Raw genomic sequence first — 24,652 nt, forward strand, 5'->3', positions numbered from 1 at the left:
ATATATGTGATAGCGCAGAAAACTAGTCTTTTAAGACCTGATTGTCCTTATTCAGTAAAATAGGATCACCTAGCCCTAGTTTTCTCAACTTGTCCATCTGTGTTTTGGCATCACCAACAACAAGATAATACATCTTGTAAGGATCTAAATACTCTGTGGCCAATTCCTTTATTTCTTCAACGGTCATGTTGTTTACAATAGTTTCACGTTGTTTGGTATAGTCTTCGGAATAGCCCAAGGTGCTGATATTGCCCAACATATTTAATTTGGCGCCTAGGGTTTCAAAGGAGCGAGCACCACTTTTAATCAGGAAACTCTTGGTAACATCCAAATCTTCCTCATTGAAGTTCTTTCCATAATTTTCCACAATATTTTTGACAAGATCAGTGGCTTCATAGGTAATATTGGTACGGACACCACTGGAAATGGTGAACGGGCCAGGAATTTCACTTCCTGAGAATTGAGAGAAGATCCCATAGGTATATCCTTTTCCTTCACGCAATTGTTGGGTCAATTGGGAGGCAAAACCACCTCCGCCCAAGCGGTAATTCATGACCTGCAACGGATAGTAATCGGGATCTGTTGCCGCCAAGGCAGGGTATCCAAAACGAATGACCGACTGCTTAGCCCCCGGGATATCATAAAAATAAACATGGGCACGTGTAGGTCTGTTGATTTCGGGCAATACAGGGAACACTACTTCTTTAGCTTCCCATTTGTCATTGAGTCCGGCCAGGGATTTGGCAACAGCTTCATTGGAAATATCACCTACAATTTGCAAACTTGCAACAGAAGGAGAGATATACTTATGGTAATATTGTTTTAAATCTTCAATGGTTATCGCATTTACAGAGGTTTCTGTACCTAAATTATTTTTGGAAAGAATATGGTTTTTGCTATACACCAATTTGGCATACTCATTGGCCGCGATCCTATTGGGACTTGCCTTGGCCTGTTGGATTTGGCTAATAACACTTTGTTTGATCAATTCAAACTCTTTGTTGTCCCAACGGGGCTCTAGAAGCATTTCTTCCACGAGAGCCATTGTTTTTTCATAATTTCGGGCTAGGGTATTCCCGCCAATGGTCACGGCCTGATCTCCGGCAAAGACAAAAATATTGGCACCTAAGCTTTCAATGGCATTTTCCAATTCCGCAGGCGTTTTGGATTTGGTGCCTTTGGAAAGCAATTCTGCCATAATATTGGATACCCCAACCTTATCCAATTGTTCCAATAAAAGCCCTCCTTTGATATTTAATCGGAATTGAACCAATGGGACTTCACTATTTTGAATTCCGAAAACCCGTAAACCAGAAGATAAGGAGTCTCTCCAAACTTTAGGAACGCTTACTTCGGGACTAGGGCCATAAGGAGGTTCGGAACGATCAATGGCAGAAGGCGTTTTGGTATAGGTGGAGGCAATGCTAGCATCAAAACTTTCTTCGGCGCCCTCCACGATTTTTTCCTCGACAACTTGGGCAATGGCTGAACCTTCCAAAGCCAGTTCGCTTTGTCCTATGGGAACAAAACTAGTGGCAATGTAAGGCTTCCCTTTGATATACTGATCGTAAACCCGTTGAACATCTTCAATAGTTACCGCTAGAATGTTCTTGCCATCCTGATTGATAAACCCTGGATCTCCGGCAAAAATTTCATATTGTGCCAATTGAAATCCTTTTCCCAGAACGCTGGACAGGCTGTTGTAAAAATCCGTTTCTTGTCCCGCTTTGATCCGTTCTAAGTCCTGCTGTTGGATTCCTTCTGTTTCAAATTTGGCAAAAGCCTCTTGAATAGCGACATCCACATCGTCCAAATCTATTTTATTGAACCCGCGGACAACCAAGCGATATTGCCCGGCCAATTCTTGTCCAAAATTGAACATGGTGACATTATCGGTCAGTTGTTTGTCTTCGACCAAAACCGTATTAAAAGGCGCCTTTTTCCCTTCAGAAAGGTAGGTGGCCAATACATCCAAGGCATAGGAATCTTTATGATATACGGGAACGGTTGGCCATGCCAACGTCAATTGGGGTAATTTTGCAAAATTATCCTCATGGTATAGCTTTTTTGTGCTTTCCAAGGTAATAGGACGCTTTTCCATTTTGGGAATGTCCTCTCCACGCTTGATCTCATCAAAATATTGGTGCACCCATTCTTTTGCCTGAACGGTATCAAAATCACCTGTGATGGTCAAGGTAGTATTATTAGGGGTGTACCAGCGGTTATAAAAATCTTTTACATCTTGTAAGGTTGCATTCTGAAGATCTTCCAAAGACCCGATCACCTGCCAATTGTAGGGGTGGTCTTCGGGATACATATTTTTGTCGATCACATAAGAATTATGGCCATAAGGTTGGTTGTCTATACTCTGTCTTTTTTCGTTTTTTACCACCTGCTTCTCTTTGGCCAAAACTTGTTCCGTAACCGTATTGATGAAGAAACCTAATTTATCGGCCTCTGCCCAAATCATCTTTTCCAATGCGTTATTGGGAACAGTCTGGAAATAATTGGTACGATCCCTACTGGTAGAACCATTGGCTCCAGAGCCTCCTATACGAGCGCTCATTTCGTCCAATCCTCCTTTGCCCAAGTTTTCGGATTCAAGAAACAATAAGTGTTCAAATAAGTGTGCAAAACCTGTACGGCCCTCTATTTCCCTGGCCGAACCAACATGTGTGGTCAAAGCTACAGCGGTCACTGGGTCTGATCGGTCAATGTGGAAAACCACTTGAAGCCCATTTTCCAAAGTGAATTTTTCAAAATCTACTTTGAAATCCTGAGCACTTTCGGTGTTGGCGTTCTGGTCGGGAGAGCAGGCAAAAAAGATGCCTAAAAATAGGAGGGTAGCAATTTTAATTCTTTTCATGGTCTACTAAATATGACTTCGTATTTTATTTTCGGGGCGTAATATAAGGCATTACAAACTATATTTAAGCCTATTTGTATGCTGTTAACATTTAAGGAGTTGTCGGAAAAGTCTTAAAAAAATAGAATTTGGCATTATATCAACAAATAGGGAGTACTTTTTGTTAATTACTTTAACATCTAGAGGTTTTATGTTCGTAGAACACTTGTTATATTAGCATCCGACTAGTATCAAAACCCCCTTTTATGGCAGAAAAAAACCAATATACCGAAGATAATATCCGATCATTGGATTGGAAGGAACATATCCGGATGCGTCCTGGAATGTATATCGGTAAATTGGGAGATGGTTCTTCTGCGGACGACGGTATCTACATCCTTTTAAAAGAAGTAATCGACAATTGTATCGATGAATTTGTGATGGGAGCAGGAAAGACGATCGAAATCAGCATAAAAGAAAATTTGGTGAGTGTGCGGGACTATGGACGCGGAATTCCTTTAGGGAAAGTTGTGGATGTGGTCTCCAAAATGAATACAGGGGGGAAATACGATTCCAGAGCGTTTAAAAAATCGGTAGGATTGAACGGAGTGGGTACTAAAGCCGTAAATGCCCTCTCCAATTTCTTCAAAGTAGAATCGTCAAGGGAAAGTCAATTAAAAACCGCTGAGTTCCATCAAGGGAACCTTGTAGAGGAAGTAGGGCCGGATGATACTTCAAGGCGTAAAGGAACCAAGGTCTCCTTTATTCCCGATGAAACTATTTTCAAAAATTATAAGTACCGCGCGGAATATGTGGCGCGTATGCTTAAAAATTACGTGTACCTTAATCCCGGGCTGACCATTGTATTCAACGGGGAAAAGTTTTTTTCCAATAATGGATTGAAAGATCTTTTGGAAGACAATAATAGTAAGGAGGACATGCTGTATCCTATTATCCATTTGAAAGGAGATGATATAGAAGTGGCCATCACCCATAGTAAGACCCAGTACAGTGAGGAATACCACTCCTTTGTGAACGGACAACATACGACGCAGGGAGGGACGCACCAATCTGCCTTTCGTGAAGCGCTTGTAAGGACCATTCGCGATTTTTTTGGCAAGAACTATGAAGCCTCGGATATTCGTAAATCCATCATTTCAGCGATTTCCATTAAGGTAATGGAACCCGTATTTGAAAGTCAGACCAAAACAAAGCTGGGTTCTACGGACATGGGTGGGGATCTACCCACGGTGCGTACCTATATTAATGATTTTGTAGGGAAGTATCTCAACAACTACTTACATAAGAATAAAGAAACTGCCGATCAGTTGCAAAAAAAGATTGTACAGGCAGAGCGGGAACGGAAAGAATTGTCCGGAATCCGAAAACTGGCGAGAGATCGAGCGAAAAAAGCCAGTTTGCACAATAAAAAGTTACGGGATTGTCGTGTGCACCTCCCCGATATGAAAAAGGACAATCGTTTGGATAGTACCTTGTTCATTACCGAGGGAGACTCTGCTTCCGGTTCCATCACTAAATCCAGGAATGTAAATACGCAAGCGGTATTCAGTTTAAGAGGGAAACCCTTGAATTCTTATGGGATGTCTAAAAAGATAGTCTATGAGAACGAAGAATTCAACCTTCTACAAGCAGCATTGAATATTGAGGAATCCATGGAAGATCTGCGATACAACAATATTGTAATTGCTACGGATGCCGATGTTGACGGAATGCATATTCGTCTTCTGTTGATTACCTTCTTTTTACAGTTTTTCCCCGAATTGATCAAAGAAAACCATCTGTACATATTGCAAACGCCTTTGTTTCGGGTTCGAAACAAAAAGGAAACCATATATTGCTACAGCGAGGAAGAACGTCGCAATGCCATAGAGAAGCTATCGGGCAAGCCAGAAATTACAAGATTTAAGGGGTTGGGGGAAATCTCTCCGGATGAATTTAAACACTTTATAGGAGACGATATACGTTTGGAGCCTGTAATGCTGGACAAGGCAATGTCCATAGAACAATTGTTGCAGTTTTATATGGGCAAGAATACCCCAGATCGACAAAAATTCATCATTGAAAACCTTAAAGTAGAAATTGACTTAGTAGAAGAAAACCAATTATAAATCAAAACAATAGGAAAATTCCTTTATGGAAGAGAATGAAGAATTGAACGAAGCCTACAACGAATCCTCTGAAGATGCACAAGATACCTTGACCAAGGTAACGGGTATGTACAAGGATTGGTTTTTGGATTATGCTTCCTATGTAATTTTAGAGCGGGCCGTACCCGCCATTGAAGACGGATTTAAGCCCGTGCAACGCAGAATCATGCATGCATTGAAGGAGTTGGATGATGGGCGTTATAACAAAGTGGCAAATGTAGTGGGGCATACCATGCAGTATCATCCCCATGGAGATGCGAGTATTGCCGATGCCATGGTGCAGATCGGGCAAAAGGATTTACTCATAGATACACAGGGAAACTGGGGGAATATCCTTACGGGCGATAGGGCTGCAGCTTCTAGATATATTGAAGCCAGGCTATCAAAGTTTGCTTTGGAAGTGATCTTTAGCCCAAAAATTACGGAATGGCAACTGTCTTATGATGGCCGTAAAAAGGAACCCGTAAACCTGCCGGTAAAATTTCCTTTGTTATTGGCTCAAGGCGCAGAAGGGATAGCCGTGGGACTTTCCACCAAAGTGCTTCCGCATAACTTTAATGAGCTTATCGATGCTTCCATAAAACATCTCAAGGGGCAGCGTTTTACCCTATATCCAGACTTCCCCACTTCAGGAATAATAGATGTCACCAATTATAACGAAGGTCTACGTGGAGGAAAGATACGAGTTAGGGCTAAGATAGCGCAGTTCGATAAGAATACTTTGGTTATTAGCGAGATACCCTATGGTACCAATACCTCTTCTTTAATAGATTCTATCCTTAAGGCGAATGATAAAGGAAAGATCAAAATCAAGAAAATTGAAGATAATACCGCGGCAGAAGTAGAGATTTTGGTGCATCTGCCCAATGGAATATCTCCCGATAAGACCATTGATGCCCTGTATGCATTTACGTCCTGTGAATCTTCTATTTCTCCTTTGGGGTGTATCATTGAGGATAATAAGCCGCTGTTTATTGGTGTGGTCGACATGCTGAAGCGTTCTACAGAATATACAGTGGAGCTGCTGAAGGCAGAATTGGAGATTCAGTTATCGGAGTTGGAAGAACAATGGCACTTCTCTTCTTTGGAGCGTATTTTTATTGAAAATAGGATTTACCGCGATATTGAAGAAGAAGAAACCTGGGAAGGTGTTATAGGTGCTATCGATAAAGGACTGAAGCCTTTTGTGAAACATTTAAAGCGCGCCGTCACTGAAGAAGATATCACAAGATTGACCGAAATACGCATCAAACGTATTTCTAAATTCGATTTGGATAAAGCACAGCAATATCTTGATAGTCTGGAGGAAAGAATAGCTGAGGTAAAGTATCACTTAGAGCATTTGGTCGACTTTGCAATTTCGTATTTCAAGAATTTAAAGTCGAAATACGGAAAGGAAAGAGGGCGAAAATCCGAGATACGGACCTTTGATGATATCGAGGCGACCAAAGTGGTGATCAGAAATACAAAGCTCTACGTGAATCGCGAAGAAGGTTTTGTGGGGACTTCATTGAAGAGGGATGAATATGTCACGGATTGTAGTGATATCGATGATGTCATCGTAATGACGGCAGATGGAAAAATGATGGTGTCCAAAGTAGATTCCAAAACATTTATTGGTAAGAATATCATTCATGTCGGGGTGTTCAAGAAAAAGGATAAGAGAACGACCTTTAATATGATCTATAAAGATGGAAAGAATGGTCCTTGTTATATTAAGCGTTTCAATGTAACCAGTATTACCAGGGATAAGTTGTACGACCTAACTACGGGCAAACCAGGTTCTAGGGTACTGTACTTTTCGGCCAATCCAAATGGGGAAGCTGAGGTCGTGACCGTACACCTTCGGCATTCCGGTAGCATAAAGAAGTTGAAATGGGATATTGATTTTGCGGACATGTTGATCAAAGGGCGTAGTTCCAAAGGGAATATCGTTACTAAATATAATGTGAAACGCATTGAATTTAAGGAGAAAGGGGTTTCTACCTTAAAGCCAAGAAAGATATGGTTTGATGATGTAGTGCGTAGATTGAATGTTGATGGTAGAGGAGAACCCTTGGGGGATTTTAGGGGAGATGACCTTTTATTGGTGGTGACACAAAAAGGGGTGGCAAAGACCTTAACACCGGATTTATCCACGCATTTTGATGACGACATGATCGTATTGGAAAAATGGAACCCTAAAAAACCGCTGTCTGCCATTTATTATGAAGGGGAGAAAGAGCGGTATTATGTGAAACGGTTCGTGATAGAGGTTGGGGGTAAAGAAGAATCTTTCATTTCGGAACATCCAAAATCTTATTTGGAGCTAATTTCTACAGATTGGAGGCCCGTTGCCGAAATTGTATTTTCCAAAGTAAGGGGAAAAGATCAAAAACCTAATCAAAATGTTGATATAGAAGAATTTATATCAATTAAAGGAATAAAAGCTTTAGGAAATCAATTGACTTCGGAAAAGATTAAAAATGTCAATGCTTTGGAGCCGCTGCCCTACGAGGAGCCAGAGGAACAAAATGCAAATGACATGGAAGTGATCGATGAAGAAAATATTGAGCAACCCAAAGACGATTCCGATCAACCCACACTTTTTTAGAAAGCCAATGGCTTTGTAACCTCACTTTGTTTAACGAATAGAGGGATATTATAGAGATATAGTTACAAAGCATGAACAGCTTGTTGTTTTATTAACCTTTAATAGTATATTTAGCCAAAATTGCACATTTTATGGATTTTACAAACCCTCTGGTTTACGGCGCTCCTGCCTTTATTGCATTTATTTTAGTGGAACTTACGTATAGCAAAACACATGGTCGTGAAGATTTGTACGACTGGAAAGATTTTGCAGCGAGCAGTGCAATGGGGATTGGCTCCGCCATCATTGGGCCTTTGTTGAAGGTTGTGCTACTGGTAGTACTTTTTGAATATGCTTATGAGCTCTTTAATCCCATGGTGGATGGAGTGCGCACCAATATTATGGGTTATGAGTCCTTTGGTTATGCCTGGTATGTATGGCTATTGTGTCAATTAGCGGATGATTTCACTTATTATTGGTTCCATAGGGCCAATCATGAAATTAGAATCTTATGGGCAGCTCATATTGTGCATCATTCTTCAGACAACTTTAATTTGGGTACGGCCATAAGGAACGGATGGTTTACACTGCTGTACAAGCCATTTTTCTACGTATGGATGCCCATTGTTGGTTTTCCGGTGGAAATGGTAGTTGTGTGTCTGGCCATAGAGTCTTTTTGGCAGTTTCAATTGCATTCTCAGTATGTGCCTAAAATGGGATGGGTGGAAAAGATTTTTAATACCCATACCATGCATCAGGTGCACCATGCTCAAAATGTAGAGTACTTGGACAAGAATCACGGGGGTTTCCTGAATATCTTTGATAAAATGTTTGGGACTTGGAAAGAGCTGGATGATGATATCGATGTGAAGTTCGGGGTAATTCATGCTCCGGATTCCCATAACCCACTGGTGATACTTACCCATGAATATAAAGATATTATCAACGACGTCAAAAGGTCTAAGAAGCTCTCTCATGCTTTCATGTATATTTTTGGACCTCCGGGTTGGAGTCCGGACGGAAGCACGCTTACGGTAAAGCAGCAGCAGCGTCAGTTTAGGGAGTTTAAGAAGAAGCAGGCGGAGAACCCGGATATGGTGTTCAGCAGGCCCAATTAATAGAATGGATAAAAAGAAAAAAGGCGTCTTACTTAGTAAGACGCCTTTTTTATACCTATTGGTTTTTAAAGTTGTTTTATTTGGAAACTGCTTTCTTATTTCGCTTCATGCGCATGTCAAAAAACTCCACCATAAGTGAAAAAGCAATGGTGAAGTAGAGATAGCCTTTAGGAATGCTTCCCACTTCATTGTCAAAAACAATGAGATGTGAAAGGTGGGCCGCTTCGGCAATAAGCATAAAGCCAATGAGAATCAAGAAAGAAAGTCCTAATATCTGAATGGATGGATTTCTATTGACAAATTCTCCAACCGGATTGGCAAATAACATCATAATGATTACCGAAATAACCACGGCAACGACCATGATGACCAGGGCATCCGTTGGATTTGGGGAAATGCCATTGGTCATTCCTATGGCGGTCAATATGGAGTCAAAAGAGAAAACAATGTTAATAATGGTAATCTGAACAATGGCATTGCTAAGCGATGTGGAGCGGTGATTGCGCACCTCTCGCTCATCATGTCCCTTATCTTCAATTTTTTCACGGATCTCTTTGGTGCTTTTGTATAAAAGGAACAACCCTCCTCCAAATAGAATAAGGGCCTGTCCGCCAATACCTCCTGTAATCCAGGGTTCATCAAAGATCCAAAACGGTTTTTTGAGCGAGGTTAAAAGGGAAATTCCAAAAAGTAAAAGAATTCTCATGACCATGGCTAGGACCAAACCAATATTGGTAGCGCTCCTTCGTTGTTTCTTTTCGAGTTTGCCTGCAGCGATAGAAATAAAGATAATGTTGTCTATCCCGAGTACAATTTCCAAAAATGTAAGGGTGAGCAATGCTATCCATGCATCTGGATTGCTGAATATTTCTAACATATTTAGTTGGTTTTAATAGCGGTTCCTCTGGATTTTTTGGATTCTCCCACAATACTGTATTCAAAGGTGTATGAATTGGCAGTGGTGCTCAAAATTTTAATATGTATGGGTTGTTCTTCTGCGCTGTTTTTTGGGTGTAGGTTCTTTACGATATACTCACAATCATTGATCCAGCGAATGGAAGAAGTGTCTCTTTGTTGCTCAAAGATTTCTATTTGTGTGTTTTCTGTACGCGTAAAAGTGGTTGTTTTCTCTTCTCCATTAAGGGTTGTGGTGAAGGAGAAAGCCCCTGTTTTAAAGTCGGTACAATTGCGTTCGGGTTGAAAGCAGGAGCTAAGTAAACAGGCAAGGAGGCTGCTGAAAAGTACTTTTTTGATCATAATGCAAAATAAAGCAATTCACGGAAATGCACCATGCTAAATGTTATAATCTTCGCTTTGAAAATTGTGGGATTAGAGGTTTTCTTCATAGGCTTCAAAGCTGCCATCTGTATAAAAAATAACAATTTTTTTTATGGCCTTGTCTGTGTCTGTTTTGACTTTTGGTAATGTTGGTGTGGGGGAAAGGGTGTCTTTTTGGGTAGTGGGTACTGTGGTGGATTCTGGGGAGGGGAAAGATCCTTTGCCATTCAAAAGCCAATAGAGATTCACCTCGGGAAAGTTGGTGACCACTTTTAGGACAAACTCTAAACTAGGCTTGTTCCTGCCGGAAAGTAGATGGGAAATACTGGAACGCTGTACGCTGATTTTATCTGCAAAAGTAGCAGCGGAAAAACCGTAATAGCGCAAGATTTCTTCCAATCTTTTTATAAAATCTTCCTTGTTTACCATTGTAAATTATCTAAAAGCAAAAATACAAGGAAAATCCAATATTTTAGTATTAAATAATGTTAAATCAATTTTTAAAATAAAAACTAAAACTTTATATAAAGTATTATATATAATTGATTAATAATAATTTAAATTTTAAAAATAAAATTTATCAATACTACCGTTCATATTGTTTACGATCGTATACTTGTTTCCTGCAAAAAGTAAAAAAATAGAGTATACAATTGTAAATTACTTCATTACATTTGTAATTAAAATTGCACTTATTTTTGCAAAGAAAATTAGAGGGCATCTTATGGAAATACCGCGATCAAAATATCTAAAATTCAAAGAGGAATCTATTCAAGGCCGCTATGTGGTCAACGCACAGATTTTAGCATATTTGGAAAATGTACCCTCCAATTTTAAGGTAGAAACGATAGGATATTCTGTACTGAAGAAGCCTATAAAAATGTTGACCATCGGGTCAGGGGAACAGAAAATTTTAATGTGGTCTCAAATGCACGGAAATGAGTCGACCACTACAAAGGCCACTTTAGACCTGATTAATTTTTTAAAAGAAGATTCCAATTTTTCAAAGCTCATTAAAAAGGCATGCACCTTAAAAATCATTTTGATGTTAAATCCGGATGGTGCTGAAGTCTATACCCGAGTGAATGCAAATGAAGTGGATTTAAATCGGGATGCACAAAATCAGACCCAACCGGAAAGTAGCGTGTTAAAGAAGGTGTTTGATGATTTTCAACCAGATTTTTGTTTTAATCTTCATGGACAACGCACGATTTTTAATGTGGGCGATAGTCCTAAATCGGCAACAGTTTCTTTTTTGACTCCCGCTTTTGACGCAGAGCGGAATTTATCAGAGAGTAGAGAGCGGTCTATGAAACTCATTGCTGCCATGAATACCCTGCTTCAAAAGGAGATTCCCGGACAAGTAGGACGATATGATGACGGTTTTAACGCCAATTGTGTTGGCGATACCTTTCAAATGGCAAATGTGCCCACTATTTTATTTGAGGCGGGCCACTTTCCGGGGGATTATGATCGGGAAAAAACGAGGGAATTCATATGGTTGACCTTAATGGAAGCGTGTAGAGTCATTGCTGAGAAGGAAATACATAGATACGATGTAGAGCGCTATTTTGAAATTCCGGATAACAATAAGCTGTTCTTCGATATTCTTATACACCATGCAAATGCCTTACATGAAAAGTATAAAGAAGGGGAATCTGTAGGGGTATTGTTCCAGGAAAAGTTGGTGAATGGCGCTATTGATTTTGTGCCAAAAATTGAAAAAGTTGGTGATTTAAGCATGTATTTTGGTCATAAAGTTTTTAATGGCTTAGTAAACAAGGATTTAGAAGATATTCAAGAAAATTCAAGACTCTTTAAAACTTTATGATTTATTAACATATATTTCTTGTAAATATTAAAATTTTACATTTTTGATAAAAAAAATGAATATTCTTTACATTTAATTTCTTAATTCTTTACTTTTGCTTTTAAATATATTTTAAATGGGTAAAGTAAAACTAGACGAAATTGACCACCAGATTCTGGATATGCTGATTGATAATACCAGAACACCATTTACCGATATTGCAAAGAAATTACTGATTTCTGCAGGAACGGTTCATGTAAGGGTAAAGAAAATGGAAGAAGCCGGTATTATTAAAGGTTCTTCGCTAACATTGGATTATGTAAAATTGGGGTATGCCTTTATTGCGTATGTTGGTATTTTTCTTGAAAAAACCCATCAAACGAAATTTGTATTGGAACGCCTAACACAAATACCTTATGTTACGGTGGCCCATATTACAACGGGGAAGTTCAATATTTTTTGTAAAATTCGTGCCAAGGACACCAATCACGCAAAGAATATTATTTTCAAGATTGATGATATCGAAGGTATCAGCAGAACGGAAACCATGATTTCTTTGGAGGAAAGCATCAATGACAAGAAACGATTAATGCATACCATATTTAACGAACTTTAATTTTTTACATATACACAGTATAGATAATCCCATGCATTTTTGTGTGGGATTCTGTGTTTAATAGCTATTGCACATGAAAACTTCAGCGCTAAATACCAACGAATACCATACCTATTATGCTCCCTATATCAATGGCCTGGGAGAGGTAGATCTTTTGGAAAAATTAAAAATGGGATTGGAAAACTTTCCGCAATTTATGGGAAGTATCCCCGAGGATAAATTATCCTATACCTATGAGGAAGGAAAATGGACCATAGCAGAGATTCTCATGCATCTTATTGATGCTGAACGCGTATTTCAATATCGCGCCTTGCGTTTTGGAAGGGGAGATGAAACACCGCTCAACGGTTTTGATCAAGATGTCTTTGTGCCTACCTCTAATGCCAACAATCGTACTTTAGAAAGTATCATTGCGGAGTTCAAGGCGGTACGTGCAGCAACCATCACGCTTTTTGATAGTTTTGATGATACGGTGTTAAAGCAACAGGGAACAGCAAGCGATGCTAAAATCAGTGTAGCCGCTATTGGTTTTATCATATGTGGACATCAGAAACATCACAAACGCTTGATCAAAGAGCGCTATTTGTAAAATTATTCATCAAAGCCTAAATCGTCCTTCAGCTCATCTTCCATATTGAGCTCTAGTTCGGCTACTTTACTTTGTGAAGTATTGGTAATTGGTTTTATCTCCAATTCTTTTTCCATATTCTGATCAAAATTGGAAATAAAGTTGGACAAACTCTTGCTAATTTTTACCAGATAAAGGATATCTTCCGTCCGTAATTCTACGGCTTCAATGATTTCCCCGTGTTGGTTTTTAAAGGCAATAATATCACTATCGCCATAACCATGGGGGTAGGTTTCAATCAATAGTGCGGCAGTTTCGTGGTCTAGTTTTTTGTAATCTACTAATAGTCGTTTCATAGTTTTGGTCAATTGGAGTTATGGTAATTTCTTTTAACCTAAACTATACATTTTTTCCATGGAAAAATCCAAAGAGTTGTCAAATCATACATTTTAGTAGGTGTATATCCTATTCCATGTAGTAAGCAAATGCTGCCTTGTATAATTCTTGCGGAATGCGCACATCATAGACGGCTTCCCCTATATTTTTTAAGAGTACAAAATTGATGTTCCCATGGGAATTCTTTTTGTCGAATTTCAATAAATCCAGAATCGCGCTAATGTCATCCTCAGAAAAGGAAGTGGGCTCATAGCGTTTTAAAAAGGTGTTTTTTATGTCCTCCAGGTCGTTTTTGGATAAGCCGGTCAATTGGTGGGACAAATACCCTTCCATAATCATCCCTATGGCGATGGCTTCTCCATGAAGAAGTAGTTTATGGGCCTCGCTTTCTAAGAAATAAGACTCAATGGCATGTCCCAAGGTATGTCCAAAGTTTAAAATCTTCCGCAAATTTTGTTCGGTAGGATCTTGTAGTACGACCTCGTTTTTAATACAGACCGAATCATAGATCAGTTGGTCCAATCCTTCAAAAGAAGAGATGGATTTTAAGGTTTCCCAATACGCTTGGTCTTTGATCAAACCGTGCTTTAACATCTCGGCATAGCCACTATGGAGCTGACGGGCTTCCAAGGTTTTGAGGAAGTCGGACACAATAAGGACCATTTCTGGTTGGTTAATGACGCCGATCTGATTTTTCAAAGCTCCCAAATCTACCCCTGTTTTGCCGCCTACGGAAGCATCTACCATGGCCAAGAGTGTGGTAGGTACGTTGATAAAGGCAATCCCTCTTTTGTAGGCAGAGGCTACAAATCCGCCCAGATCTGTGATGACGCCACCCCCTAGGTTGATTACTAGGCTTTTGCGATCTCCATCCAATTCGGACATTGCTTCCCATACCTGGATACAGGTATACATATTCTTGTGGACCTCTCCGGCTTCGATCTCTATGATTTCATACAGATAATCCCCAGCAATCTCGGCCATAAACTGAGGCAGGCAATGTTCGTGCGTATTTTCATCTACCAAGATAAAAATCTTGGAATATTGGGCTTTGGCCAAATGCTCATTTAAATTTTGATAGGCCATTGCATTAAAATGCACGGCATAGGATGAAGTGCTGATAGATTCCATGAATAGGTATTTCAATAAGACTGCAAAATAAAGGCAATTTTAATCTTTGCAATACAATTTCAGTGATTATCTTTGATTTATTAAAAAATTAATACTTATGCGTCCAATTTTTGAGGATACTGCAACAGCCTTTGCCCTTAAAACCGACTCCGAACTCGAAAGAGCTTACTTCTTATTTAAAATGATCGCCAATGAGCCTTTGGTGCGTATAGGAACGGCCATGACCAATTTTGCTTTAAAGGCAAATTTACCGGTAGAAGGCTTGATACGTGCAACGGTCTTTGATCATTTTTGTGGCGGCGTCAATGAAGATGATTGTATGCCCTTGATCGATACCCTATATGAAAAGGGAGTCAGCGCCGTATTGGACTATTCTGTAGAAGGGAAGAAAGAGGAAGCACAATTTGATTTTTCACTTCAGAAAGCCATGGAAACCTTGAGCTTTGTGAAGGAGAAGCAGGCAATACCCTTTGCGGTCTTTAAACCAACTAGTTTTGGACGTATTGATCTATACGAAAAAGTAGGAAATAAGGAGAATTTGAATCCCCAAGAGACAGGGGAGTGGCAACGTATCGTTGATCGCTATGAAGCCATTTGCAAGAAAGCCTATGACATGGATGTAGGCTTGCTTATTGATGCCGAAGAAAGTTGGATGCAGGATGCTGCAGATAAGCTGATTTTGGAGATGATGCGGAAATACAACAAAGCGAAAGCCATCATTTTCAATACCATACAAACCTACCGTTGGGACCGATTGGACTATATGAAAAAAATAAAGGCGGTCGCAGCAGCAGAAGGCTTTAAGATAGGTGTTAAGATCGTACGGGGTGCCTATATGGAAAAAGAGAACGATCGTGCTGAGGAAAACGGATACCCAACTCCTATCTGCGCATCCAAACAGGAAACCGATGATAATTTCAATGCAGTAGTGGCCTATGCTATGGAACATTTAGAAGTGATTTCCATTTTTGCGGGCACCCATAATGAAGAAAGTACCTATAAGTTGATGGAGTTGATGAAAACCCAGGGCATTGAGAATGCGGATTCCAGAGTTTGGTTTGGGCAGCTCTATGGGATGAGCGATCATATTTCTTTTAACCTATCCCATCAAGGGTATAATATTGCCAAATACCTACCTTATGGCCCAGTAAAGGATGTGATGCCCTATTTGATCAGAAGAGCAGAAGAAAACACTTCAGTGGCCGGACAAACCAATCGGGAGTTGGAATTGCTCAAGAAAGAACGCAAACGCCGTAAAATATAGTTTTGTTTTTGAGTTTTTGAGTCCGTGAGTTTTGAATTCATAAGTCAGGTCCAAGCATTGAACGTAATCCTTGAACTTTGCTTTTTGAACTTGAACTTAATCCTTGAACTTCGCTATTGAACTTGAACTTGAACTTAATTCTTGAACTTGAATTTTATTTTTAAAACTGTACCCTCTCCACAGTAACCTTTTTAGGACAATTCGTTACCGTTAGCACAGCTTCCGATCCTTGGGCCGTACCTTCAATGACATAGGTTTTACAGGGCTTGGATTTGGTATCACTAGCGCTAAAATCCACATCCCCATCCCTGAAGAACGAATGGATATCTGTAGAATCCAAACTTTTGTTTTCCAGCAATTCCTGTACACTAGCGTTGTAATATAGGGGTTTGGACCGCAAGTCTTTCAACACCCTACAATTGGGAAGATAACAAAATTCAGTTCCCGTTTCCTTGGCCTTATTTCGGATAAAAAATACCATGAAAAGAATCCCTAGGGCAAGGCCAAAAAGGAAGAAGAACAAACGTTTGGTAAAAGGCATGACTTAAATTTTGGCAAAAGTATTGAAATTTAGCCTGTTTGTACGTTTAAAAAATCAGAAAATTAATATCGCTATAGGAAAGGTCAAACCATTCCCCGACCGACTTATTGGTGAGTACGCCATGATACATATAAAGACCATTTCGGAGCCCTTTGTCAAAGCGCAAGGCGCTTTCCAGGCCACCATCTTCTCCAATTTTAAGCAGATAAGGTGTAAAGATATTGCTGATGGATAAGGTAGCCGTTTTGGGGTAACGGGAAGGAATATTGGGTACTCCATAATGCAATACACCAAACTTTTCCACCGTCGGATGGTCGTGGGTCGTTACTTCCGAAGTTTCAAAGCAACCACCCATATCAATGCTCACATCAATAATAACGGAACCTTTCTTCATATGCTCCACCATGGTACTGGAAACAATGACCGGAGAGCGATCGTTACCACGTACGGCTCCGATGGCGACATCACAGCGTTTTAAGGCTTTTAACAAGTTCTTGGGCTGTATGGTAGAAGTATAAACGGTCTGTTTTAAATTCGTTTGAATACTGCGCAGTTTGGTAATGGAATTGTCAAATACTCGGATATTGGCGCCGAGCCCTAAGGCAGAGCGTGCCGCAAATTCCCCTACGGTACCCGCACCAATAATGACGACTTCTACAGGCGGGACTCCGCTAATATTCCCAAACATCAATCCGTTCCCTTGGTTCGTGGCCGCCATGATCTCAGAAGCGATCAATACGGCCGAGATACCTGCAATTTCACTAAGGGATCTAACGGCAGGGTATTTCCCATCTTCATCCCGGATGTATTCAAAAGCAATGGCCGTAATGCGTTTTTTGGCCAATTCCTCAAAATAACGTTTGGATTTGGTTTTGATTTGCAAGGCCGAAATTAAGGTCGCTTGCGGACTCATCATCTGAATTTCCGAAAGGGTAGGGGGCTCCACTTTAAGAATAATAGGGCAGGAGAGTACTTTCTTGGTATCTCGTGAAATTTCCCCTCCGGCATTGGTATAATCCTTATCGGTAAAATTAGACCCTTCCCCAGCACCTGATTCTATGAGTACTCGGTGTCCGTTTGCTGTAATCGCATTGACGGCATCCGGAGTCAGGCAAATCCGTTTTTCCTGATGTTGGGTTTCTTTGGGGATACCAATAAAGAGTTCTCCTTTCTGTTTTAAGATTTCCAAAGTTTCTTCTTGAGGCAGCAGTTGTTGTTTGCTAAAAGGAGAGGAAGGTTGATTCATAGAGTGCTGTGGCTACGGATTGTTGGTGGTCCAAAAAATGTAATTATAAAAATACGCTTTTTTTGGTAAAAATGATACTATTTTAAACAGCACAGATGCTACAGCATAGGTTTAAAGGGGGTGGTCCATGAAAATAGCAAACGCTATAATAAGGAAATACACTTACACTTAGGCAGGTGTAGTAGAAGCGGGACCTTATCTCGGAGAGAAATATATACAAAGCAAAATTTAGAAGTCAATTAGAAGTGAAGAATTGAACAAAATGGGAATAATGCAGTTGACTTTTAGAAGTATTAAGAAGCTCTTTTCTCTTTTTCTTCTCTTTTCAATTCGCGTTGACGTTCCTTTTCCTTAAGCTCTTTGAGTTCAGCGTCCATGGCTTCCAAATCGATACCGTGAACATGTTTATCATATAATTTGACCCTTATAAGATAGACAAAGGGAATAACAACCATACAAACAGGAAGTAACCATAATAAGTTTTCCGTATCAACGAAATTATCATCAGAGTAAATTACTTCAAAAATTTGGAAGGCATACATCAAAAGAGGAATCAAAATGATGTGATACCACCAATGTTTGCAGGTTAGAAACCAAATAACCAATAAATAAAGAGGGACTAGTTTTCCTAACAAAAACCATGCATAAGTATTTAAATCTTCGAAACCATTTCTATCAATCGAATAACCAAAAACATTTATGGTAGCTTCAGGATCTATTGGAAGGTATTGATGTAATTTAAATATAAATGGTGAAACAACTATTAGAAAAGCTATAAGAGACTCTATAAAAATTCTCTTTTTTGCTTGCCTACTTCTTTTTGGTTTTTCTCTCATTATTCGAATTAATATTCTTTACAACGAAAAAAAGAGTAATTTATTGATTACTCTTTTAAAAAAAATTATTAAGAATACTAAGACTATCGTCCAGGGACTCTAATTTTCGTCTTATCGACTCCTTGAGCGTTGTTCTTATTTATTCTAATTTTTGTTTTGTCTACTCCTTGCTCATATAACTCGTCTTCAGTAGTAGAAGTACAAGAAACGGCGGCAAAGGTAAACACTAGGCATGCCAAGACGCCAAATAGTGTTCTTTTCGTGTTCATCGTAATAAAAAGTTTTAGTTAATTAAAGATTTGATTCATTTTCATAACAAACGTAGGAAAAAAACGACTAACATTTCACACGAATTTGTTAAAATTTTGCATTTCAACGTTTAAAACATGCATTTCATCGAAAAAATAAGTTTTTACGACCAAGACTGCAATAAAAACAAATTTCTAGCGATGTGTACACCTTTTAGAATTAAAGATTTAGCGTTTTTTATTGAAAGAAAATATAACAAATAAATGCTTTTAATCGCTAACTACTTAAAGTAGAGTAAATTAGCGAAACATGATGCTAAAGTGATCTTGTAAGTGCTTTCCTAATGGCGTTTTTAACCCCATTTTAACCTCAATTTTATATCCGTTTAGAAGACCAAATAATTTTTTTAAATCCATACCTCTAAGGGATATACCTATCACCTAACAGAGTTCATTGTAATTTTCGAAATATAGAATATATTCACTTAATTAGATTTAAACGAAATCAGAGATGAAAAAGGTTTCGAAAGTTCTACTTTAAAAAGAATATAGAAATTATAAATTACTGAATAACAATTGTTAAAAAGATGTTATATCTAGTTATTTGGGGGTAGCTCTTTCGTAGAATGATATAGGTTAAAATCTTATTTTGTAGAAATATTTCACTAAAAAATTTGTGTAAATATAAATTATTTTCTATGTTTGTTTCATATTAATTTAAAAACATGGACAATATGAAAAAACAAACATTGAAAAATTCCCTATTACAAAAGAAAAGAATTAGCAGACTTCAACAGACAAAGATTGTTGGGGGAGGGACAAATACAAAAACAAAAGCTACTAGAGATAATAAGTGTGACTTTATTTAGTAATAAGAACTCTCTTTTGAATATTGAATTAACATTAAGAATTTAATATTCAATTGTAGTGACATTGATTTCTCCATAGGATTAATTTATATCATTCAATATGGAGAAATCAAAGTATATAGAACACTATTTTAATTTTTTTATGACAAACATACCTGACCAAAAACAAAAAGTTCAAGAAATAGATAGAATTTTACGAAAAGAATATAAAAGAACATCGGATATCGGGATAATGACTGGAATATCTGGAATTGCGTTATTTCAGTTTTATTATTCAAGATATATCGACAGTAATGAATGTGCCGAGATTGCAACGGAAATGATCGTTAATGGAATTGAAAAAATAAATAACGGCTATGATTCTCCTAGTTACAGTGATGGAATTGCCGGTTTATGTTGGGTTGTTCAACATCTGAAAATTAATGGATTCTTAGATGTGGATACGGATGCGTTTCTTTCGCCTTTTGATGAATATCTCTATGCTCAAATGCGATATGAGCTAAAACTTGGAAATTTTGATTTCTTACATGGTGCCTTGGGCTATGGCTTTTATTTTTTAAGTAGATACGATAATACATCCGATTTACATTTAAAGAAGAAATATGAAAAATACCTATTAAGCTTGGTTACGGGCTTAGAAAACTCAATGATTACAGAAGGAAAGACTTTTAAATGGGAATCTACACTAAATGTAAAAACTGGGGTTAAAGGTTTTGATTTGGGCTTATCTCATGGGATAGCTAGTATTATTAATTTTTTATCCCGCCTACATCAATTTGAAGTTTTTAAAAAATCTACCGAAAAATTACTTAAAGGCAGTATTGCTTTTGTATTGAGTACAGAAAGTGACAAAAAAACTAGTCTTTCTCTATTTCCATCAGCCATTGAAAAGGAAAAATCAATACAATATAATAGTAGAATTTCTTGGTGTTATGGAGATTTGGGAATTGGATTGTCCCTCTTAAGAGCAAGTAAAGTGCTTAAAGACGGTAGTTTAAAACAAAAAGCCTATACTATTTTTAAGCATACCGCTGAGAGAAAAACACCTCAGGATACTTTAGTGCGAGATGCCGGAGTCTGCCATGGATCCTTTGGTAATGCCTTGATGTATCAGAACATTTCGGGTAGGAACAAATTGTTTCAACGCATGTCCGAATTTTGGTTGGGAGATGGGATGCAAAAAGCAGTCTACAAGGATGGGTATGCGGGATACAAACAATGGTGCAATTCTCGAAAAACTTGGATTTCCCAATTATCACTTTTAGAAGGTATTGCAGGGATTGGTTTGACAATCATCAATTATTTATCCAAGAAACGTTTTAAATGGGATGAATGCCTATTGATAAGCTAAAATTCATAAACTCCATATCTTCGAGCGCAGTCGAGAGATGTATAGTTTGCTCATTACCTTAACTTAGAGCCTCATGATCAGCTTTTTCTGGATCATGAGGTTTTCATTTGAATTTCACGGGTACGCTCATCGATAATAGTAATATAAAGATGAACAGCATCCTCGGGGACATAGGAAGTGATTTTCTCCGGCCACTCCATAAAAACCCAGGCATCAGAGGACAAATAATCCTCTAAGCCTAAATCCAGAGCTTCGGTTTCATCTTCTAAACGATAAAAATCAAAATGATAGCCCAATAATTGGCCATCTGAATAGTGGTATTCGTTCACGATACCAAAAGTCGGGCTACTCACAATTTCTTCCCCGCTCAATTGCTGTACCATGGCTTTGATCAAGGTGGTTTTTCCAGCACCCATATCTCCATGGAAGCACAAGGTTTTAGAAGGGGAGTTCTTTAAAATCTGTCGCCCCAAATCTGCAAGTTGATCCAAGGTATAGGTAAATTGTTTCATATCTTCAAATAAAAAACGTACCATTGTGTGTTAATTCATATTTTATATGACAAATATAAAAGGAAAAAGAAGTTTTTTTTGGAGTAAAATATACTTAAAAGAACTTCTTTTGGCGTTATTGATTTTTTTTGCACCCTTTTTTATTTTTTTCCATCTGTTGTTCGATACTGATTCTAGAACTTTGAACATTTTCGGAATCTCTATTTATCATGATTTTGATGGAAGTAGCAATTTTGTTTGGATGATTCTGGGCAATGTTATACCGATTACGTTATTATTGACTTGGTTTTTTACATCCCGTTATAAATGGAGATATCTCATTCTACTACCAATGTCCATTTTTTTACGAAGTTTGATTTTTATAATGCCAGATTTTATTCTGAATAAACCAAATATAAATGTTTGGATATCAACTATTTCTGGAATGCTAATAGTTGTTATTCTTGATTTTGTCTTTTCTAAAAAAAATCGAAAACGAATTATTCTTGAAAATACTTTTGAGTATTACTTAAATTTAAAAAGTAAAAGATTTTATGACTCTTTAATAGATAAATTATATGGTATCAGAGGTGAAAAAAAAGATTTAGGATTTTCTCATTATTTAAAAAACATATATCATTTGAAGACTGTTCTAGGCAATCGACAAATGAAATATGGTTTTTCTAAACTATCCTCTTTTAAATTGAAAAGTAAGACTATTCAATGGTACATTGTATCTGTGTTGATTGGAGTGTATCTATTTTATAGATTAAATGACCTTATGGAAAAGGAGCTTATGGAATTAGATTTAGGTTTCATAGTTTTAGGAAGAAATGGTTTCTTTAGTTTCTGGGCGTTCTTTTGGTATTTTTCCAGAAAACTGGCAATTTTATTACCGCTTTGCATTTGGTTTTCTATTTCGAGAAATTGGTGGAAATATGCTATTCTTTCTCCTATTTTTTTATACACCTATCAGATATGGGAAATCTTTCAAGGGTTGGATTCTTTGGAAGGTTGGGAAAATCTAAGAGCATTACCTATTTTGGCAGTTGTATTGCTTGCCTTAATTTTTATTTCAAGAACAATGCGTTATGAATCCAAAATCATGGATGTACAGGAGCAGATTGTGGATGAAATTGAGGAGTTATTGCAAAAACAACAGGATGAAAACCGAGTGCAACAAGATAAATATGCCTTGGAAAGATTACGGGTAGAAGTGGCTTCCAATGAAGCAAAACAAAAGCAATTGGATGACCTCCTTTCCTTAAAACAACGCTTAGAGGATGAGCTTTTGGAAAAGTAAATATTCTTCTATCCTTTTACCAGTACTTTAGTTTACGTAAAATACTCCCCCACAGCACTTAAGCCTTTCAAATATAGAGTCCTATTTTCGTAAAACATCAAGATTTTATGGGCAATATCCTTATGATTTTTAGGTCGTATTTCATGAATTTGGTTAAGATTATAGATAATCTGCTTCATTTCATCGATTAAAAAACGTACAATTGTAATTCAATTACTAGCTTGTAGTGCATGTCGAACATTAGTGGAAAAAAAATATCCTTTTGGAGCTTTAAGTATATCTGGGACATAGGAGTCATACTGGTACTGCTGGTGTTGCCATTTGTACTGTACCTACATATTTTTTTTAGCGAAAAAACAAATGTTCTAAGCTTGTTTGGATATGCCTATGTGCATCCCTACAAGGATAATAGTGTATTCATTTGGGTGGTGTTGATGCATGTCATGCCCATGCTCTTGTTACTAATTTGGTATTTTAATACACGCTATTGGTGGCGTCATTTTATTCTATTTCCCTTATTTGTCATTACCTATACCTTTATGAAGGATACTTTTGTGTATCCCGATTTTATACAGGAACACATCATTGTATTTGCTGCCATTACGACTACCGTATTTTTATTGCTGATTCGTTTTTTAAATGCTTATAGTTTCCGAAAGATTAAAGTGACTCCAATAAAACTGAATATTGGTTCTAAGGAATTCTACTATGCCATTGTTAATCGTATGCGAACACAGTTTGTTCGGAAACCGGAAGAGGATAGGGAGTATTTAAAGAACTTATTGTATACGCAATCCTTATTGGAATCGGAAATCAATGATACTATTATAGGGGATGGGCTGCAATTTAAAAAGAGAAGGCGCGTCGATTTTGTGATCATTGTGATTATGATCGTGATTATTCCCATTTTGTTTCTTTTTCACAAGACCATATCGGCCAATGAAATGAGTATTGACCTTTATTTTATCTGTATAGAAAGTTACGGTTTTCCGCAGGTCTCTATTTTTATGTGGTACCTGGGAATAAAGCTTGCAAGCCTTATTATTCTCTTTATTTGGTTCAGTACCTCCAAAGATTGGTGGCGCTATGCACTCTTGTCTCCTTTGATTATTTTTACTTTTCAACTATGGCGATCAACCATGGACGATAATCCCAACTCCAGTGTAGATGAAATTGCATACATAAAGGCATTGCCTACCATTTTACTCGTAGTTTTGGCCTTATTCATTATTTCTAGGGCAGTAAAGTACCAATCAAAAATATTGGATGTCTATGAAAACATAACGCAAGAGATAGAGTCCCTATTAGGGGAATTGGAGAAATCCAACTCCCTTATTGAGGATACGAGATCTAAATTTACGGCATTACAAAAGGAAGTGGTTTCTGAAGAAACCGCTAAGGAACAATTAAATGCGCTACTAGAACTCCGAAAAAAGTTAGAAGAACAGCTTAATGAAAGAAAAGAATAAAAAAAGACGCGTTTTAGGAAACTCGTCTATTTATTTTCTTTCTTCTTTTCGATTTCAGCGGTAACCTCTCTCAAAAGTTGTTGTAATTGCTCTTCGTGACGAGCTCTTACCTTTTGCTCAATGATGTGTTCAATTTCATTTTGCTTTTCCTTGGGCAATTGATCGAAACCAGGAATGTCTTCTTTCTTCTTCAACATTTCGCCTTCGCCCGTAATCAACCAAACGACGTTAAGTTGAGGGTAAGTTCTTAAAATGGTTTCAATGACATCACTACCAATAGAGGCGTGATTTTTTTGCATTCGGAGGGTGTATCCGTTACCGGCACCAATAGAGAGATCAAATTTACGTGCACTTAATCCTGCATATCGGATAAATTGCATGAGACGGTCAATAGTTTTAATCATTTTAGTATAAATTTATCAGTTAGTAGTTGGTTTAGTGTTCCGCTAATATACAAAAATTCTATAACCATATAAAATAATTGCTCAATCTTGTGATAAAAATAGTAAGAATCAACCTACCTTATATCTTC

At 37.9% G+C, this 24,652-nt stretch carries 23 protein-coding genes; 10 read left to right on the forward strand and 13 right to left on the reverse strand.

Annotation, left to right across the window (positions count from 1 at the left end; genetic code table 11):
• Positions 1 to 22: 22 nt before the first annotated feature.
• Positions 23 to 2,866 (reverse strand): M16 family metallopeptidase, encoded by a 2,844-nt coding sequence (locus ACEXOE_RS10390; protein WP_394748713.1) that lies wholly within the window; start codon positions 2,864 to 2,866, stop codon positions 23 to 25.
• Between the two features lie 245 nt (positions 2,867 to 3,111).
• On the opposite strand from ACEXOE_RS10390, the gene ACEXOE_RS10395 reads away from it, so the two are divergent.
• The 3 genes from ACEXOE_RS10395 to ACEXOE_RS10405 all read left to right on the forward strand — a co-directional run bounded on the left by ACEXOE_RS10395 (position 3,112) and on the right by ACEXOE_RS10405 (position 8,703).
• Entirely contained in the window at positions 3,112 to 4,974 is a 1,863-nt protein-coding gene (locus ACEXOE_RS10395) for a DNA topoisomerase IV subunit B (protein ID WP_394748714.1), read from the forward strand.
• A 25-nt stretch (positions 4,975 to 4,999) separates the two neighbouring features.
• A complete protein-coding gene (locus ACEXOE_RS10400; RefSeq protein ID WP_394748715.1) occupies positions 5,000 to 7,606 on the forward strand; it encodes a DNA gyrase/topoisomerase IV subunit A in 2,607 nt (868 codons plus the stop codon).
• Between the two features lie 131 nt (positions 7,607 to 7,737).
• Positions 7,738 to 8,703: a sterol desaturase family protein gene (locus ACEXOE_RS10405; RefSeq protein ID WP_394748716.1), complete on the forward strand. Its 966-nt coding sequence runs from the start codon at positions 7,738 to 7,740 to the stop codon at positions 8,701 to 8,703.
• Positions 8,704 to 8,779: 76 nt separating this feature from the next.
• On the opposite strand, the gene ACEXOE_RS10410 is transcribed toward ACEXOE_RS10405, so the two are convergent.
• The 3 genes from ACEXOE_RS10410 to ACEXOE_RS10420 form a co-directional block, all read right to left on the reverse strand.
• Positions 8,780 to 9,580 (reverse strand): TerC family protein, encoded by an 801-nt coding sequence (locus tag ACEXOE_RS10410; RefSeq protein ID WP_394748717.1) that lies wholly within the window; start codon positions 9,578 to 9,580, stop codon positions 8,780 to 8,782.
• Positions 9,581 to 9,582: 2 nt separating this feature from the next.
• The gene (locus tag ACEXOE_RS10415) at positions 9,583 to 9,960 is read right to left on the reverse strand and encodes a DNA topoisomerase IV (protein WP_394748718.1); all 378 of its coding nucleotides are present in this window, start codon (positions 9,958 to 9,960) and stop codon (positions 9,583 to 9,585) included.
• Between the two features lie 72 nt (positions 9,961 to 10,032).
• Complete coding sequence (locus tag ACEXOE_RS10420; RefSeq protein WP_394748719.1) at positions 10,033 to 10,410, reverse strand: helix-turn-helix domain-containing protein; 378 nt, start codon at positions 10,408 to 10,410, stop codon at positions 10,033 to 10,035.
• A gap of 295 nt (positions 10,411 to 10,705) precedes the next feature.
• Here ACEXOE_RS10420 and ACEXOE_RS10425 point away from each other — a divergent pair, with 295 nt between their 5' ends.
• The 3 genes from ACEXOE_RS10425 to ACEXOE_RS10435 all read left to right on the forward strand — a co-directional run bounded on the left by ACEXOE_RS10425 (position 10,706) and on the right by ACEXOE_RS10435 (position 12,996).
• Positions 10,706 to 11,812 carry a M14 family metallopeptidase gene (locus tag ACEXOE_RS10425; protein WP_394748720.1) on the forward strand — a complete coding sequence of 369 codons (1,107 nt, stop codon included), beginning with the start codon at positions 10,706 to 10,708 and terminating at the stop codon, positions 11,810 to 11,812.
• Between the two features lie 115 nt (positions 11,813 to 11,927).
• A complete protein-coding gene (locus ACEXOE_RS10430; protein WP_394748721.1) occupies positions 11,928 to 12,407 on the forward strand; it encodes an Lrp/AsnC family transcriptional regulator in 480 nt (159 codons plus the stop codon).
• Between the two features lie 73 nt (positions 12,408 to 12,480).
• Positions 12,481 to 12,996 carry a DinB family protein gene (locus ACEXOE_RS10435; protein WP_394748722.1) on the forward strand — a complete coding sequence of 172 codons (516 nt, stop codon included), beginning with the start codon at positions 12,481 to 12,483 and terminating at the stop codon, positions 12,994 to 12,996.
• A 2-nt stretch (positions 12,997 to 12,998) separates the two neighbouring features.
• Here ACEXOE_RS10435 and ACEXOE_RS10440 read toward each other — a convergent pair whose 3' ends face one another.
• Positions 12,999 to 13,331: a hypothetical protein gene (locus ACEXOE_RS10440; protein ID WP_394748723.1), complete on the reverse strand. Its 333-nt coding sequence runs from the start codon at positions 13,329 to 13,331 to the stop codon at positions 12,999 to 13,001.
• Between the two features lie 109 nt (positions 13,332 to 13,440).
• The gene (gene aroB / locus ACEXOE_RS10445; RefSeq protein WP_394748724.1) at positions 13,441 to 14,502 is read right to left on the reverse strand and encodes a 3-dehydroquinate synthase; all 1,062 of its coding nucleotides are present in this window, start codon (positions 14,500 to 14,502) and stop codon (positions 13,441 to 13,443) included.
• A gap of 97 nt (positions 14,503 to 14,599) precedes the next feature.
• Here aroB and ACEXOE_RS10450 point away from each other — a divergent pair, with 97 nt between their 5' ends.
• Positions 14,600 to 15,766 carry a proline dehydrogenase family protein gene (locus ACEXOE_RS10450; protein WP_394748725.1) on the forward strand — a complete coding sequence of 389 codons (1,167 nt, stop codon included), beginning with the start codon at positions 14,600 to 14,602 and terminating at the stop codon, positions 15,764 to 15,766.
• A gap of 160 nt (positions 15,767 to 15,926) precedes the next feature.
• On the opposite strand, the gene ACEXOE_RS10455 is transcribed toward ACEXOE_RS10450, so the two are convergent.
• The 4 genes from ACEXOE_RS10455 to ACEXOE_RS10470 all read right to left on the reverse strand — a co-directional run bounded on the left by ACEXOE_RS10455 (position 15,927) and on the right by ACEXOE_RS10470 (position 18,658).
• Positions 15,927 to 16,307, reverse strand: a complete 381-nt coding sequence (locus ACEXOE_RS10455; RefSeq protein ID WP_394748726.1) for a DUF4258 domain-containing protein — start codon at positions 16,305 to 16,307, stop codon at positions 15,927 to 15,929.
• Positions 16,308 to 16,353: 46 nt separating this feature from the next.
• Entirely contained in the window at positions 16,354 to 17,553 is a 1,200-nt protein-coding gene (locus tag ACEXOE_RS10460; protein ID WP_394748727.1) for an alanine dehydrogenase, read from the reverse strand.
• 293 nt (positions 17,554 to 17,846) lie between these two features.
• Positions 17,847 to 18,389, reverse strand: coding sequence for a hypothetical protein (locus ACEXOE_RS10465; protein WP_394748728.1), 543 nt, complete (start codon positions 18,387 to 18,389; stop codon positions 17,847 to 17,849).
• A gap of 83 nt (positions 18,390 to 18,472) precedes the next feature.
• Positions 18,473 to 18,658, reverse strand: coding sequence for a hypothetical protein (locus tag ACEXOE_RS10470; RefSeq protein ID WP_394748729.1), 186 nt, complete (start codon positions 18,656 to 18,658; stop codon positions 18,473 to 18,475).
• A gap of 990 nt (positions 18,659 to 19,648) precedes the next feature.
• Between ACEXOE_RS10470 and ACEXOE_RS10475 the strand changes: the two genes are divergently transcribed.
• Positions 19,649 to 20,857, forward strand: coding sequence for a lanthionine synthetase C family protein (locus tag ACEXOE_RS10475; protein WP_394748730.1), 1,209 nt, complete (start codon positions 19,649 to 19,651; stop codon positions 20,855 to 20,857).
• A gap of 92 nt (positions 20,858 to 20,949) precedes the next feature.
• On the opposite strand, the gene tsaE is transcribed toward ACEXOE_RS10475, so the two are convergent.
• Positions 20,950 to 21,393 (reverse strand): tRNA (adenosine(37)-N6)-threonylcarbamoyltransferase complex ATPase subunit type 1 TsaE, encoded by a 444-nt coding sequence (tsaE, locus tag ACEXOE_RS10480; protein ID WP_394748731.1) that lies wholly within the window; start codon positions 21,391 to 21,393, stop codon positions 20,950 to 20,952.
• A gap of 307 nt (positions 21,394 to 21,700) precedes the next feature.
• On the opposite strand from tsaE, the gene ACEXOE_RS10485 reads away from it, so the two are divergent.
• On the forward strand, positions 21,701 to 22,651 hold the full coding sequence (locus ACEXOE_RS10485) for a hypothetical protein (RefSeq protein ID WP_394748732.1): 951 nt from the start codon (positions 21,701 to 21,703) through the stop codon (positions 22,649 to 22,651).
• Positions 22,652 to 22,683: 32 nt separating this feature from the next.
• Here the strand turns inward: ACEXOE_RS10485 and ACEXOE_RS10490 are convergent, their stop codons facing one another.
• Positions 22,684 to 22,830, reverse strand: coding sequence for a hypothetical protein (locus tag ACEXOE_RS10490; protein ID WP_394748733.1), 147 nt, complete (start codon positions 22,828 to 22,830; stop codon positions 22,684 to 22,686).
• A gap of 51 nt (positions 22,831 to 22,881) precedes the next feature.
• On the opposite strand from ACEXOE_RS10490, the gene ACEXOE_RS10495 reads away from it, so the two are divergent.
• Positions 22,882 to 24,120, forward strand: coding sequence for a hypothetical protein (locus tag ACEXOE_RS10495; protein WP_394748734.1), 1,239 nt, complete (start codon positions 22,882 to 22,884; stop codon positions 24,118 to 24,120).
• Positions 24,121 to 24,146: 26 nt separating this feature from the next.
• Here ACEXOE_RS10495 and ACEXOE_RS10500 read toward each other — a convergent pair whose 3' ends face one another.
• The gene (locus ACEXOE_RS10500) at positions 24,147 to 24,524 is read right to left on the reverse strand and encodes a hypothetical protein (protein ID WP_394748735.1); all 378 of its coding nucleotides are present in this window, start codon (positions 24,522 to 24,524) and stop codon (positions 24,147 to 24,149) included.
• Positions 24,525 to 24,652: the final 128 nt, after the last annotated feature.

The organism is Spongiimicrobium salis (assembly GCF_043678055.1).
GTDB classification, from domain to species: Bacteria; Bacteroidota; Bacteroidia; order Flavobacteriales; family Flavobacteriaceae; genus Spongiimicrobium; species Spongiimicrobium salis.

Excerpts from the sequence above, each read along its gene's own strand:
- ACEXOE_RS10465 (WP_394748728.1), bottom strand. The coding sequence starts at position 18,389 with ATGAGAGAAAAACCAAAAAGAAGTAGGCAAGCAAAAAAGAGAATTTTT.
- ACEXOE_RS10460 (WP_394748727.1), bottom strand. The coding sequence starts at position 17,553 with ATGAATCAACCTTCCTCTCCTTTTAGCAAACAACAACTGCTGCCTCAA.
- ACEXOE_RS10415 (WP_394748718.1), bottom strand. The coding sequence starts at position 9,960 with ATGATCAAAAAAGTACTTTTCAGCAGCCTCCTTGCCTGTTTACTTAGC.
- ACEXOE_RS10425 (WP_394748720.1), top strand. The coding sequence starts at position 10,706 with ATGGAAATACCGCGATCAAAATATCTAAAATTCAAAGAGGAATCTATT.
- ACEXOE_RS10485 (WP_394748732.1), top strand. The coding sequence starts at position 21,701 with ATGTCCATTTTTTTACGAAGTTTGATTTTTATAATGCCAGATTTTATT.
- ACEXOE_RS10405 (WP_394748716.1), top strand. The coding sequence starts at position 7,738 with ATGGATTTTACAAACCCTCTGGTTTACGGCGCTCCTGCCTTTATTGCA.
- ACEXOE_RS10395 (WP_394748714.1), top strand. The coding sequence starts at position 3,112 with ATGGCAGAAAAAAACCAATATACCGAAGATAATATCCGATCATTGGAT.
- ACEXOE_RS10410 (WP_394748717.1), bottom strand. The coding sequence starts at position 9,580 with ATGTTAGAAATATTCAGCAATCCAGATGCATGGATAGCATTGCTCACC.
- ACEXOE_RS10400 (WP_394748715.1), top strand. The coding sequence starts at position 5,000 with ATGGAAGAGAATGAAGAATTGAACGAAGCCTACAACGAATCCTCTGAA.
- aroB (WP_394748724.1), bottom strand. The coding sequence starts at position 14,502 with ATGGAATCTATCAGCACTTCATCCTATGCCGTGCATTTTAATGCAATG.
- tsaE (WP_394748731.1), bottom strand. The coding sequence starts at position 21,393 with ATGGTACGTTTTTTATTTGAAGATATGAAACAATTTACCTATACCTTG.
- ACEXOE_RS10440 (WP_394748723.1), bottom strand. The coding sequence starts at position 13,331 with ATGAAACGACTATTAGTAGATTACAAAAAACTAGACCACGAAACTGCC.
- ACEXOE_RS10495 (WP_394748734.1), top strand. The coding sequence starts at position 22,882 with ATGTCGAACATTAGTGGAAAAAAAATATCCTTTTGGAGCTTTAAGTAT.
- ACEXOE_RS10430 (WP_394748721.1), top strand. The coding sequence starts at position 11,928 with ATGGGTAAAGTAAAACTAGACGAAATTGACCACCAGATTCTGGATATG.
- ACEXOE_RS10470 (WP_394748729.1), bottom strand. The coding sequence starts at position 18,658 with ATGAACACGAAAAGAACACTATTTGGCGTCTTGGCATGCCTAGTGTTT.
- ACEXOE_RS10420 (WP_394748719.1), bottom strand. The coding sequence starts at position 10,410 with ATGGTAAACAAGGAAGATTTTATAAAAAGATTGGAAGAAATCTTGCGC.
- ACEXOE_RS10490 (WP_394748733.1), bottom strand. The coding sequence starts at position 22,830 with ATGAAGCAGATTATCTATAATCTTAACCAAATTCATGAAATACGACCT.
- ACEXOE_RS10455 (WP_394748726.1), bottom strand. The coding sequence starts at position 16,307 with ATGCCTTTTACCAAACGTTTGTTCTTCTTCCTTTTTGGCCTTGCCCTA.
- ACEXOE_RS10390 (WP_394748713.1), bottom strand. The coding sequence starts at position 2,866 with ATGAAAAGAATTAAAATTGCTACCCTCCTATTTTTAGGCATCTTTTTT.
- ACEXOE_RS10475 (WP_394748730.1), top strand. The coding sequence starts at position 19,649 with ATGACAAACATACCTGACCAAAAACAAAAAGTTCAAGAAATAGATAGA.
- ACEXOE_RS10435 (WP_394748722.1), top strand. The coding sequence starts at position 12,481 with ATGAAAACTTCAGCGCTAAATACCAACGAATACCATACCTATTATGCT.
- ACEXOE_RS10500 (WP_394748735.1), bottom strand. The coding sequence starts at position 24,524 with ATGATTAAAACTATTGACCGTCTCATGCAATTTATCCGATATGCAGGA.
- ACEXOE_RS10450 (WP_394748725.1), top strand. The coding sequence starts at position 14,600 with ATGCGTCCAATTTTTGAGGATACTGCAACAGCCTTTGCCCTTAAAACC.